This window comes from Aminobacter sp. J41, from assembly GCF_000526635.1.
GTDB lineage: Bacteria > Pseudomonadota > Alphaproteobacteria > Rhizobiales > Rhizobiaceae > Aerobium.
Map to the genome: position 1 here is coordinate 139,648 of NZ_JAGL01000006.1, position 13,159 is coordinate 152,806.

Consider the following 13,159-nt stretch of genomic DNA (forward strand, 5'->3'; position numbering starts at 1 on the left):
CAACAGGACGGGGAACAAGATGGACCTTACCGGAAAAACCGCAATCGTGACGGGTGCCAGCACGGGCATCGGCAAGGAGATCGCCAAGGCCTATGCGCGTGCTGGAGCGCGAACGGTTCTTGCTGCGCGCAGCGCCGACAAGCTCGAGGCGCTGGCGGAGGATATTCGCGCAGGAGGTGGCGAAGCGCTGCCGGTGCCGACTGATGTAACGAACGAGGAACAGGTTGAAGCCCTGTTCGGGAAGTGCCTGTCGGCCTACGGCGAGCCGCACATCCTCGTCAACAACGCGGGCATTGCCGATCACACGCCGACGGACCAGCTCACCAAGGCGCGGTGGGACGAGATCATTGCCATCAACATGACCTCCGTCTTCCTCTGCAGCCGAGCAGCGTTTCGCCTCATGAAGGCGGGCGGCAAAGGTGGCAGGATCGTCAACATCGGCAGCATCTCAGCCAAGGTGCCGCGCCAGAACACGCTGGGTTACACGGCCAGCAAGTTCGCCCTTGAGGGCATGACCCGTTCGCTGGCGTTAGATGGGCGCGAGTTTGGCATCGCGGTCTCGATGCTCCATCCGGGTTCGACCGTCAGCGATCTGGTTCCCGGCGTCACCAATGTCCCCCGGCCGAACACCATGAGCCCCGAGGATGTGGCGCGCCTCGCACTGCTGATGGTGACGCTACCGGCCGACGTGAACCTCTTCGAATCCACGATCCTGCCGGTCGGCATGCCCTTCCTCGGACGCGGTTAAACGGGATGCAGCAACAACCAATAGAGCAACAATCATATCAGGTTGACGAATATATGGGAGCCTGATACATCGGCCGAAACAAGGGAGTTTCGAGCCATGTCAAACGCACAAGACTCGTCCGCGTCTGCGAACAAGCCTGCCTGGGGGGAGAACGTTGTTGTCGACTTTGAAGACGGCATCGCCTGGGTGACGCTCAATCGTCCGGCGCGCCGGAACGCAATCAATCCCGGCATCGTCTGGGAGATGAACGCGATCATGGACGCACTGGAAGAAGACGATCGCTGCAAGGTGATGGTCGTCACGGGCGCCGGCGAGTCTTTCTCCGCGGGTATGGATCTCAAGGAATACTTCCGTGCCACGGACAAGGTTCCGCCGATCCAGCGCGAGCGCCTGTTCCGCGCCAACGCTGCCTGGCAGTGGCGCCGCATGATGCACTATCCGAAACCGACCATCTCGATGGTCAACGGCTGGTGCTTCGGCGGCGCCTTCCAGTTCCTGGTCGGCTCCGACCTCGCCATCGCGTCCGAGGATGCCGTCTTTGGTCTTTCGGAGATCAACTGGGGCATCATCCCGGCCGGCATCGTGACCAAGGCGGTTCTGGAAGTCATGAGCTTCCGCGACGCCATGTACTACATCATGACCGGCGAGACCTTCACCGGAAAGCAGGCCGCTGAGTTCAAGCTCGTGAATAAGGCCGTGCCTGCGGCTCAGCTGAAGGATGCGACCCGCGAGCTCGCGAAGACGCTGATGGCCAAGAACCCCTTCGTGCTTCGCCAGGCGAAGACGGCTTGCCGTTTCACCCGCGATCTCACCTGGGACCAGGCCGCCGAATACCTTATGGCGAAGTCGGACCAGACCGAGCTGCGCGATCCGGAGAACGGCCGCAACGTCGGCATGAGCCAGTTCCTCGACAAGAAGTCGTTCCGTCCGGGACTGGAGGCATATGACCGTGGCTGATGCCAATGTTGCCCGGCTTCTGAAGCCGCGTTCCATTGCCATAGTCGGGGCTCAGCCCGAACGCACATCGATCGGGGGCGGCGTTCTCGGCAACCTGGAGGATTTCGGCTACGAGGGGGAAATTCACCTCGTCAGCCGCTCCAAGGATGAAATCCGCGGCCGGCCCTGCGTCAAGACCATCGGCGATCTGCCGAAGGGGATCGATGTTGCCGTCCTGATCGTGCCGCAGGTGGCAATCATGGACTCGGTGCGGGCTTGCATCGAGCGCGAGATTGCCGCCGTCGTCGTCTACACCTCCGGCTTCGCCGAGGCCGGCGAGGAAGGACGCAGGCAGCAGGAAGAACTGTCTGCGATCTGCCGGGAAAACTGCATCGCCCTCCTCGGGCCCAATTGCATGGGCTACACCAACTATGTCGACGGCATTCCGCTCACCTTTGAGCCCGTAGAGGTCGCGGGGGTGAAGGAAGGCAGCAAGCGCGTCGCGATCATCGCGCAGAGCGGCGCCACTGCCGCCAACATGCGCTTTGCGATGCATGCCCGCGCCATCGACGTCTCCTATGTGATCGCCACCGGCAACGAGGCGACGCTGGGCGCCGAACACTTCGTCGACTTCCTGCTCGATGACGAGCAGAACGCCGTCATCGGCGTATATGTCGAGCAAATCCGCAATTCGGGACTGTTCATCGCGGCGGCGCGAAAGGCCCGCAGCAAGGGTGTGCCGATCGTCCTCTTGCACCCCGGTTCGAGTGAACGCGGCCGCGCCGCGGCGCAGTCCCACACCGGGGCACTGGCCGGCGACCATGCCGTGATGCAGACGATCCTGCGCAACGAGGCTGTGGCTCTCGTCGATACGATGGACGAGCTTTTCGACGTTCTGGCCATCCTTGCACGTTTCCCGACGCCGCCAGCGGGCGGTGCCGGCATCGTCACCAACTCGGGCGCGATCCGGGGGCTCTGCTTCGACTTCGCTGAGAAGGTCGGGCTGGAGCTCGCGCAGCTTTCTCCCGAGATCAAGGCCGAGATGGAGACGCTGGTGCCGCCTTATGTGCATGTCGACAACCCGTTCGACATCGGCACCACCGGCTTTGCCAATCCGGCGATCTACGGCACCTCGGTCGAGGTGCTGCTCAAGCAGCAGGATATTGGGCTGACGCTGCTGTCCTACGCGGGCGGCTCGCCGAAAATGCAGCTCGCCAAGTCCGACGCGATCATCCCGGTCTACAAGCGCGCCGACAAGCCGGTCATCCTCAACATCATCGGTGACGACTATCCGCTCGACGAGCAGTTCATGAAGGATGTGCGCGAGAGCGGCATACCCTTCTTCCGGTCGCCTGAGCGGGCGATGCGCGCCATGGCTGCTGTCGCGAGCTACGCGGATGCGCTCGCCGCCCTGAAGCAAAGCGCGCCGGCTCCGACCGTTTCGGTCAGGGTCGAAGGCAGCGGCGTCATCCCCGAGTACGCCGGCAAAAAGGTTCTCGCTGACCTTGGCCTGCGCGTGCCACGCGGAGCGATGGCTGGCAATGTCGAGGAGGCCGCAAGGATCGCCTCGGATATTGGCTATCCGGTCGTGATCAAGGCACAGGCTGCCGCGCTTTCACACAAGAGCGACGTCGGCGGCGTCATCATCAACATCGCCGACGAGCAAGCGCTGCGCGCAGCCTGGGAGAAGCTGCACGCACAGGTCATGTCCGCAAAGCCGGGTCTTTTGCTCGACGGTGTACTCGTCGAGGAAATGGCGAAGCCAGGCCTCGAAATGGTCGTCGGTGCTCGTCGCGACCCGCAATGGGGACCGGTTGTGCTGGTTGGTCTCGGCGGCGTGTGGATCGAGGCTCTTGCCGACGCCCGGCTGCTTCCGGCCACTGCAAGCCGCAGCCAGGTCCTCGCGGAACTGCGAAAGCTCAAGGCTGCGAAGCTGCTTGGCCCGTTCCGCGGGCAGGCCCCGCGCGATGTGGCGGCCGTGGCCGACGCCGTCGTCCGGCTGGGTGCGCTCATGCTGTCGGATCCGGCGATTGCCGAGGTGGACATCAACCCGTTCATCGTCGGCGCGGAAGGTGAAGGTGCAATCGCCTTGGATGCCTTGTTCGTAAAGGACTGAATTGCGGCGCCTTGCGCGCCGGGGGAGGAGCCATGACAAAGGACGAGCGCTATCCTGCGCTGCAGCTTTTCATCGACGGACACTGGATCGATGCCGGCTCCCGGCATCTTGACGATGTCCTGAACCCGGCAACCGGCGAAGTGCTTTCGCAGGTTCCGCACGCCACGGACGACGACATCAACGCGGCCGCCGAAGCGGCGGGACGTACCTTCAAATCCTGGAAGGCCCTCCCCGCCTATGAGCGGGCGAAGATCCTTCGCAAGGCCGCAGACCTGATGCGGGAGCGCTGCGAGCAGATCGCGGTGGCGATGGTTCTTGAGCAGGGCAAGCCCCTCGCCGAGGCCCGCATGGAGGTAATGGCTGCGGCGGACATCTTCGACTGGACGGCTGAGGAAGGACGCCGCATCTACGGCCGCGTCGTTCCCTCGCGGTTTCCGGGCGTGCAGTGGACGGTAACACGAGAGGCCGTCGGACCGGTTGCCGCCTTCACGCCCTGGAATGTGCCCGTGGTAATCCCAGCCCGAAAGATCTCGGCGGCTCTCGCCGTGGGCTGCACGATGGTCATCAAGCCCTCCGAGGAAACGCCCGCATCCGTGCTGGCGATTGCCCGGGCGCTAGACGACGCGGGATTGCCGAAGGGCGTTCTCAACGTCGTCTACGGCGTACCGGCGCAAGTATCCGAACAGCTGATCTTCCATCCGCAGATCCGCAAGATCACCTTCACCGGCTCAACCGTGGTGGGCAAGCAGCTCGCCGCAATGGCAGCGCAGGCGGGCGTCAAGCGCACGACGATGGAACTCGGCGGGCACGCGCCCGTGCTGGTCTTCGACGATGCTGATCTCGACCAAGCCGTGCAATCGATGGTCGCCTTCAAGTATCGCAACGCCGGCCAGGTCTGCATCGCGCCCACCCGCTTCTATGTCCATGAGAGCATTCACGACCGGTTCGTCGACAGCTTCGCGGAAGCCGCCAGGGCGATCCGCATCGGGGACGGCCTGGACCCGGAAACGCGCATGGGTCCGCTGGCCAATCCGCGCCGTGTCGCCGCAATGGATGCCTTCGTCGCCGACGCGCTCGATCAGGGCGCAACGCTCAAGGCGGGTGGACAGCGCGGCCACAACCGCGGCTTCTTCTTCGAGCCGACGGTCCTTGCGAACGTGCCTGCAACCGCGCGCGCAATGAACGAAGAGCCGTTCGGACCGCTTGCCATCACCGCCCCCTTCTCGACCTTCGACGAAGCCCTCGAGCAGGCCAACCGCCTGCCATACGGACTGGCAGCCTATGCCTTCACCCGCTCGACGAAGACGGCGTCGATGCTGGGCGAAGCGCTGGAAACGGGCATGCTCGGTCTGAACAACAGCTTCATAAGCATGCCGGAAACGCCGTTCGGCGGCGTCAAGCAGAGTGGGTACGGCAGCGAAGGCGGCACCGAAGGCATGGACGCCTATCTCACCACGAAATTCATCAGCCAGATGTGAGTTTGCAGATGACCTCCGAAACTCCCGCCAAGCCCGAGCCCTGGGGCAACAACGTGCTCGTGGAATTCGAGGACGGCATCGCCTGGGTGAAGCTCAACCGCCCGGAAAAGCGGAACGCGATGAGCGTTGCGCTTGCCGAAGAGATGAACAAGGTCCTCGACGTGCTCGAGATCGATGACCGCTGCGGCGTCATCGTCCTTACCGGCGTGGGCGAAGCCTTCTCGGCCGGAATGGATCTCAAGGACTTCTTCCGCGTAACCGACGGCGTTTCCGATGTCGAGCGCATGCGCGCCTACCGCTCGACACGCGCCTGGCAGTGGCGGACGCTGATGCACTACTCCAAGCCGACCATCGCGATGGTGAACGGTTGGTGCTTCGGCGGCGCCTTCACGCCACTGATCTGCTGCGATCTGGCGATCGCGTCCGAGGACGCGGTCTTCGGGCTCTCGGAAATCAACTGGGGTGTCATCCCCGGCGGTGTCGTCTCCAAGGCGGTGTCGACGCTCCTGAACGACCGCAAGGCTCTCTACTACATCATGACCGGCGAGCAGTTCGACGGCAAAGTGGCCGAACAGCTCGGACTTGTGAACGAAGCGGTGCCGGCCGATCGCCTGCGCGAGCGCACGGTCGAGCTCTGCAAGGTTCTCCTTGCCAAGAACCCGACGGTCCTGCGCCAGGCCCGCATGGCCTACAAATATGTGCGCGAAATGACCTGGGAGGAGTCGGCCGAGTACCTCACCGCCAAGGCTGACCAGACGACCTTCGTCGATCCCGAACGCGGTCGCGAAAAGGGCTTGTCGCAGTTCCTCGACCAGAAGACGTTCAAACCCGGCCACGGGACCTACAACCGATAAGGCTGAGGCAGTCGTCGTGGATCTGAACTACAGCCCGGAACAGGCGATGCTGCGCGACAGCGCGCGTCGCTTTCTCTCGGAAAAACATGGGCTCGAGCAGCGGCGCAAGCGGGCCTTCGATTCCGCTCCCATCGATGAATCCTTATGGTCGAACTTCGCCGAGCTCGGCTGGCTGGGGCTTCCCTTCTCGGAGGACTCCGGGGGCTTTGGCGGTGGCGCGGTCGAAGTGTCGATCCTCGCCGAGGAGTTCGGCCGCGCCAACGTCGTCGAACCCTTTGTGCGGATCGTGGTGCTCGCAGGCGGGCTCGTGGAGCGGCTCGGATCTTCCTGGCAGCGCGAAAATCTGCTCGCTCCGCTCATCTCGGGGACGAGTACCCTCGTACTGGCGCATTTGGAAAATGGCGCACGCGGGCGCCTCGATCACGTCGAAACGACCGCCCGGAAGGATGGCAACGGGTACCGGATCACCGGCGACAAGATCCTTGTCTACGCAGCGTCCGCAGCGAGCACCATCCTGGTGACTGCACGCGTCGAGAACGAGGAAGGCATCGCCTTGTTCGCGGTGCCGCGCGAAGTTGAGGGCCTGACGCTCACGACCTGCCGGACCGTCGACGGCTGCGAGGCCGCAGACATCCATTTCGACAACCTCCGCGCCGAAGAAGATGCACGCCTAGGAAGTGGCGACGTGCTCTCAACGCTCGAGGAGTTTCACGACCGTGCAGTCGCCGCGATGTGCGCGGATGCCGTCGGCGTTATGGATGCGATGCTCGCCACCACGATCGACTACCTGAAGCAGCGCGTGCAGTTCGGCAAGCCGCTTGCGTCGTTCCAGGCCTTGCAGCACCGAGTTGCCGAAATGGCGGTGAAATGTGAAGAAGCCCGCGCCTCAGCCCTGCTCGCCACGCTGAGCGTCGACGCTCCGAGAGTCCAGCGCATTCGCGGCGTGTCCGGGGCCAAGGCAAAGATCGGCAAGCTGGCGCGGCTGGTTGCGCACGAAGCGATCCAGCTGCACGGCGCGATCGGCTACTCCGAGGAGATGCCACTGGGCGGCTGGTTCAGGAGGCTTTACGCCTTCGAGAACAGCTTCGGCAGCACGACGGACCACGTCCAGCGCTATGCCTCGATCGTACTTGAGCCGGAAATCCTGAACGGCAACCTGCTGCGCGATCCGGAGTTTGCGTGATGGATCTTTACCTGAGCGAAGAGGAAGTTGCATTCCGCGAAGAGGTTCGCGCCTTTCTCGCCTCCGCGCTGACGCCCGAACTGAAGCGCGCCGAACGGCTCAATCCGAGCTTTCTCGGCGATCCAGAATACTACCTCGAGTGGCAGGAGAAGGTGCGCGAGCGGGGCTGGGTTGCGCCTTCCTGGCCAAAGGAATACGGCGGCACCGGCTGGACGCTGACCCAGCGCTACATTTTCGATCAGGAATGCGAACGCGCCGGAGAGCCGCGCTTCCGCGGCGCGAGCTTCAAGATGATCGCGCCGGTGTTGCTGCGCTTCGGCACCGACGAGCAGAAGTCGAAATACCTGCCGCGCATCCTGTCAGGCGAAGACCTCTGGGCGCAGGGCTACTCCGAACCCAATTCCGGTTCAGACCTCGCCAGCCTAAAGACGAAAGCCGTACGCGACGGCGACCACTACATCGTCACCGGCAGCAAGATCTGGTCGACGCAGGCGCATCGCTGCAATCGGATGTTCGCCCTCGTTCGCACCGATGATACCGGCAAGAAGCAGGAAGGCATCACGTTCCTGCTGATCGACCTCAAGGCGCCCGGCGTCGAGATCCGCCCGATCCTCTCGATCGACGGCACCCACGAATTCAACCAGACCTTCTTCGACGACGTCCACGTTCCCGTTTCCGACCGTGTCGGTGAGGAAGGCGATGGATGGAACATCGCAAAATACCTGCTGGAATTCGAGCGCGGCGGCGCCTTCGCTGGCGGCACGCTGCGAGCCCACTTCGCTAAACTGGTCAAGATTGCGCAAGAGCCAGGACCTGACGGTCGCCGAGCCGTCGATGACCCGTTGTTCATGGCCCGGCTGGCCGAAATCGCGATGGACATCGACGCCAACGACATGATCGAGCTGACGGTAATGTCGAAGGTACAGAGCGGCGGTAATCCCGGCGCCGTTCCCTCCTCCGTCATGAAGATCGAGCGCAGCCGCATTCGCCAGCAGATCTCCGAACTCGCGGCGTCGATACTCGGGCCCGATGCGATCCGCTGGGAGCCGCACCGCCCGCTGCACGACCTTCCCGAAGAACCCGAGATCAACGAACTGCGCAAAGTTGCCCCGGCAGCTTACTTCAACTCCCGCTCGCAGAGCATTTTCGGCGGCACCAACGAGATCCAGCTCGAGATAATCGCCCGCGCGCTGCTCGGCTAAGCCCTCCAGGAAAGGAACCCCATGGACAGCCCTCTTCTCTCTTTCGGCACCGAACTCTGGCGCGGGGGTGTGAACGCCTGGGAATGCGACGAGATGGGTCACATGAACACGCGCTTTTATCTGGCGCGCTGCATGGAAGCGGTCGCGGTCCTGTTCGCAAAGGCGGGCATTCCGCGCGCGGCAGCTTCGTCTCTGGTACGGCCGGAGGAAACGCACATCAGGTTCCATCGCGAAGCACATGCCGCAAACTCGCTTCACATTACCGGCGGGTTCTCGCGCCTGGGCGATGACGATGCAGACGCGGTCTTCCTGCTCCATCACAGTCTCACCGGCGTCCTTGCCGCCAGCTTCCGGATGCGTCTGCAGAGCCTCGACGGCAACGGAAGCAGGCAAGAGTGGCCAGCCGAGTTTGTGAGGCTGGCTTCCGCGCTGCAGGTGGAGGTGCCGAAGGAAGCGCAGGCGCGCAGCACCGGACATGAGCCCATCTCCGCGGCTCCGCGGGATCTATCCGCGCACACCCGCATCATGCTTGGCAGCCTTACCGGGACCGACTGCGGGCCTGACGGGCGGATGCTGCCGCTGAAGTTCCTGGGAGCAGCCGCCGATGGCGTGCGGCGCCTGACCGCGCCGTTGCGCGAAATCGTCGTCCAGCATGCCGATACGCCGCCGAAGAATTATGGCGGCGCGGTCCTCGAGTTCAGGCTCGTTCACTTTGATTGGCCTCAGCTGGGCGACTGCATCGAAATCCGCTCGGCTTTCAAGGGCGCGGATTCCCGGGTGATGCGGCTCGAGCACTGGCTGCTTGATGCACTGGACGGCAGGCCCCTCGGCTATCAGGAGGTCGTTGCCATCGTGTTCGACATCGACCAACGCAAGATCGTGGGGATCACGGAAGCCGCCAAAGCGGAGCTCGATGCCCTGATCGTTGCCTAGGGGGGCTGCTACCTGAAGCGCTCGGCGGTCGCGACGCAGTTCATCAGTGCCGCAAGCTCCTTGCGGGATGCAAAGGAAGTCTCCGGGCTGGTCCGGAGAAACGCCTTCACCGCGCGCAGAACCGGCAACGAGTTGCCGGCAAGCTGCCCGATGATCCGATCGGTCTCCGCCTCGAGCTTGTCGTCCGGCGCCACGAGGCCGATCAGTCCGAGCACTTTTGCTTCGTGTGCAGCCACTGCATCGCGGGTCAGGACAAGCCGCGACAGCGCCGCCCGCGGGATGCGGTCTGCCAGTGCGCTCATCACCAGGGTCGGGGCGATGTCGTGGTTCATCTCCGGCACCTGGAAGCTGGCGCTCTCAGCGGCAATCGCGACATCCGCGAGGGCAGCTATCGCGCAGCCGGCACCCGCCGCGCGGCCCTGCACCCTCGCCACCACGGGGACCGGTACGCTGCGCAGCGCCTCGTAGAAGTCGAGTACCGGATCCGAAACCGCGAGCCGAAGATCGAGGGCCGTCGCCCGGCTTCCCGCCTTTGGCATCGCGCCGTTGCGCCCCGTGCAGAAGTTCTCGCCTGCCGCCTCGAGCAGGACGACGCGGGTCTCCGCATCCATCGATGACAGGGCCTGCTGTATTGCACTGGCCATCTCCGCGGTAAGCGCGTTACCTTGGTCCGGCCGATTCAGCGTGACCACGAGCACGCGCTCGCTGGTTTTCGAGATTCGGACGTCTTCGGTCGTCAATGTTTCCCCTCCCGTTGAGCTTTCGCGTCCATTATCGCCTGCCAGATACGCATCGGCGTTGCCGGCATCTCAATGTGGCGAACACCAAGATGCGCAAGCGCGTCGACGATCGCGTTGTTGGTCACGGCGAGCGCCGGCGTAGTCCCTCCCTCGCCGCCCGGCCGGAAACCCAGCGGATGGTTGTTGGACGGTACTTCGCTGATCTCGGTGGTGAAGAAGGGAAAGTCGCTCGCCCGCGCGACGGCGTAGTCCATCAAGCTCGCCGCAAGCGCCTGCCCCGAAGAGGGGTCGAACCGCGACCATTCCATTAGCGCCTGGCCGGCTCCCTGGACGATCCCGCCATGCGTCTGTCCATCGACGATCATCGGATTGAGTGCCCGCCCGACATCATCGACCGAGGTGTAACGCTCAATCCGCCACTGTCCGGTCTCGGGATCAACCTCAACCTCGCACACGGCTGCGCCATAGGGAAACGCAAGACCGGGAGTGACGACATCGGCCACGGCGGACAATGTTCGCAACTCGGCCGGCAGATCTGCCAACTCCGTCGCAATTCGGGCGACCTCGAACAAACTCATCGTCCGGTTGGTCCCGGCAATTCGAAACAGCCCGTCTTCGTGCGCCACATCTTCGGCGCAACAGCCCGACGCCTTCGCGACGATGGTCCGTGCCCTGGCGATGATTGCATCCGCCGCCTGCTGAAAGACGATCGAGGCAAAGCGCAGCGACCGGCCGGAGTGCGAGCCGCCACCGGCAACGACGAATTCCGTATCGCCGGTTCGGATCCTGACGTCCGAAAAATCCACGCCCAGCAGCGAGGCCACCAGTTGCGCAAAGGCGGTTTCGTGACCCTGTCCGGTGTTCTGCGTTCCGACGATCACCTCGACGGTGTGATCCTCGTGGCGAACGACGAGCACGGCCCGTTCGCGCGGCACGCCACCGGTACCTTCGATGTAGTTCGAGAAGCCGATGCCGCGGCAGAGCCTGCGTCGCCGCGCCTCTATTCTTCGCGCCTCGAACCCGGCCCAGTCGGCGAGCTCAAGCGCCTTTTCCATTGGCGCCTGATGGTCCCCGTTGTCGTAGGTCACACCAAGGGGATTGCGGTAGGGGTGTGCGTCCGAGGGGATCATGTTGCGCCGACGCAGCTCGATCCGGTCGAAGCCGAAGTCGCGCGCCGCGATGTCGATCATCCTCTCGATCGCATACATCGCCTCCGGGCGTCCCGCACTTCGATAGGGAATGGTTGGCGGCGTGTTGGTCAGCACCGCTTTCGCCACGACCGACGCGACGGGCACGCGGTAGAGGCTTGTCATCAACTGCGCACCCTTGTTCAACGGGACATAGGAGACCGTGTGGGCGCCGAGATTGCTGGTGTTCACAGAGCGAAAGGCCAGAAAATTGCCTTCCTCGTCCAGAGCGAGTTCGGCATTAATGTGCAGGTCGCGCCCCTGATAGTCGCTAAGGAACGCTTCGCTGCGCTCGGCGACATACTTTACCGGCCGCCCCAGACGCCTGGCCGCTTCGGCAATCACGATGAACTCCGGGTACACCGCGTTACGGGTGCCGAAATTTCCGCCGACATCCTGGGGCGCAACGACCCTGACCTTGTCGGGCGAAAGGCTGAACACCTCGGCGATCTGGTCGCGCATGATGACGACGCCGACGCCTGATGATGCATGAAGGATGAAATCACCGCTCACCCGGTCAAACGTGGCAACGGCAGCACGCGGCTCGAGATGCATGCCGGTCACGCGCTGGACATTCCCGTTGAAGCGCACCACGTGAGCTGCTTTGGCAAACGCTGCGTCCGTTGCAGCAGCGTCGCCAATCTCGGCCTCAAGCGCTACGTTGCTCGCCAGTTCCTCCCATACGAGCGGAGCGTGGCTTGCGACAGCTTCCACGCCGTGAGTGACCGCGGGCAACTCTTCCCACTCGACGTCGAGCAATTCGGCCGCGTCTTTCGCGATGTCGACGCTCTCGGCAATGACTGCAGCGTAGGCTTCACCCACAAAACGAACCTTGTCTGTCGGAAGCGCACGGTGCGGCGTCCGTGCCCTCTCACTGCCATACCGGTTGATGAGCGGAACGTCAGCGCCCGTCTTCGAGCTCCCGAGCTGGTGAGGAATTGGCCCGAGCCCGGCATCGAGGAGATCTGCTCCGGTCAAAACCGCAAGAACACCCGGAACGGACCGGGCGGCTGTCGCGTCAATCTTCAGGATCCGAGCATGCGAATAAGGTGACCGCGCGAACACCGCATGGGCGGCATTATCAAACCATAGATCGTCGGCATAACGCCCCTCCCCCCGAACCAGCCGCAGATCTTCCCTGCGGCGAACAGACTTCCCGATCATACGCCGTCCTCTCCTTCCCGGAGATGACGATATATGGCTCCCTGATATTGTTCAACCGAAGTTAGCGGCTCCCCGCCCCTCCCCCTTTTCTCTCCCCGGCGCACCTCGCGCCTCGTCTCCTCGGACTTAACCCGAGGATCCAGGCCTGAACGTTTCGACCGGATGGAGCGGCGATGGCTGGCTGGGCGGCCGGTGCCACGACCTGCGCCAAACGACGCAGCTACACTTTGGTTAACTGTGTTGAGAAGATTGGTTGCGGGGGTGCGCAACAGCCTATCCCACTGACATCAGGACATAGCCCCGGGCCGACTGGCCGTTTTGTCAGTGGTAAAGTTGGTTGCGGGGGTTGGATTTGAACCAACGACCTTCAGGTTATGAGCCTGACGAGCTACCGGGCTGCTCCACCCCGCGATACCTTTAGAGCCGGACTTTTGAGCCCGGGAGCGAGTTCAGGCGTAGCCTGAGGAGGTGAGGCCGTCAAGCAATCGATCCTGTGAATCGATTGTAGGCCGAACGGGCTGCTCCACCCCGCGTCACCTTGGGCATTTGCCCTCATGTTTTGCAGGCGGTTGCCTGCGAAGTTTCGTAAGCGTTAGCTTACTTTTTGTTCTGGATATG

Annotated in this window: 10 protein-coding genes and 1 tRNA gene; 8 read left to right on the forward strand and 3 right to left on the reverse strand. The window is 63.4% G+C overall.

The window, feature by feature from the left end; genetic code table 11:
- Positions 1–19 precede the first annotated feature (19 nt).
- The 8 genes from L630_RS0106740 (at position 20) to L630_RS0106785 (ending at position 9,450) form a co-directional block, all read left to right on the forward strand.
- The gene (locus L630_RS0106740) at positions 20–748 is read left to right on the forward strand and encodes an SDR family oxidoreductase (RefSeq protein ID WP_024847510.1); all 729 of its coding nucleotides are present in this window, start codon (positions 20–22) and stop codon (positions 746–748) included.
- A gap of 96 nt (positions 749–844) precedes the next feature.
- Positions 845–1,705, forward strand: a complete 861-nt coding sequence (locus tag L630_RS0106745; protein WP_024847511.1) for a p-hydroxycinnamoyl CoA hydratase/lyase — start codon at positions 845–847, stop codon at positions 1,703–1,705.
- Positions 1,692–3,800, forward strand: a complete 2,109-nt coding sequence (locus L630_RS0106750) for an acetate--CoA ligase family protein (protein WP_024847512.1) — start codon at positions 1,692–1,694, stop codon at positions 3,798–3,800. Before L630_RS0106745 ends, L630_RS0106750 begins: the two co-directional genes overlap by 14 nt.
- Positions 3,801–3,832: 32 nt before the next feature.
- Complete coding sequence (locus tag L630_RS0106755; protein ID WP_024847513.1) at positions 3,833–5,278, forward strand: NAD-dependent succinate-semialdehyde dehydrogenase; 1,446 nt, start codon at positions 3,833–3,835, stop codon at positions 5,276–5,278.
- An 8-nt stretch (positions 5,279–5,286) separates the two neighbouring features.
- Positions 5,287–6,132 (forward strand): p-hydroxycinnamoyl CoA hydratase/lyase, encoded by an 846-nt coding sequence (locus L630_RS0106760; RefSeq protein ID WP_034329581.1) that lies wholly within the window; start codon positions 5,287–5,289, stop codon positions 6,130–6,132.
- Positions 6,133–6,148: 16 nt separating this feature from the next.
- The gene (locus tag L630_RS21080; protein WP_034329550.1) at positions 6,149–7,315 is read left to right on the forward strand and encodes an acyl-CoA dehydrogenase; all 1,167 of its coding nucleotides are present in this window, start codon (positions 6,149–6,151) and stop codon (positions 7,313–7,315) included.
- Positions 7,315–8,517 (forward strand): acyl-CoA dehydrogenase family protein, encoded by a 1,203-nt coding sequence (locus tag L630_RS0106780; protein ID WP_024847517.1) that lies wholly within the window; start codon positions 7,315–7,317, stop codon positions 8,515–8,517. Before L630_RS21080 ends, L630_RS0106780 begins: the two co-directional genes overlap by 1 nt.
- Positions 8,518–8,538: 21 nt before the next feature.
- Complete coding sequence (locus L630_RS0106785; RefSeq protein ID WP_024847518.1) at positions 8,539–9,450, forward strand: acyl-ACP thioesterase; 912 nt, start codon at positions 8,539–8,541, stop codon at positions 9,448–9,450.
- An 8-nt stretch (positions 9,451–9,458) separates the two neighbouring features.
- On the opposite strand, the gene L630_RS0106790 is transcribed toward L630_RS0106785, so the two are convergent.
- The 3 genes from L630_RS0106790 to L630_RS0106800 form a co-directional block, all read right to left on the reverse strand.
- On the reverse strand, positions 9,459–10,190 hold the full coding sequence (locus L630_RS0106790; RefSeq protein ID WP_024847519.1) for an enoyl-CoA hydratase/isomerase family protein: 732 nt from the start codon (positions 10,188–10,190) through the stop codon (positions 9,459–9,461).
- Positions 10,187–12,541 carry a xanthine dehydrogenase family protein molybdopterin-binding subunit gene (locus L630_RS0106795; protein ID WP_024847520.1) on the reverse strand — a complete coding sequence of 785 codons (2,355 nt, stop codon included), beginning with the start codon at positions 12,539–12,541 and terminating at the stop codon, positions 10,187–10,189. The genes L630_RS0106790 and L630_RS0106795 overlap by 4 nt, the downstream gene beginning before the upstream one ends.
- A gap of 334 nt (positions 12,542–12,875) precedes the next feature.
- Positions 12,876–12,952 (reverse strand) — tRNA-Met (locus L630_RS0106800).
- Positions 12,953–13,159 lie beyond the last annotated feature (207 nt).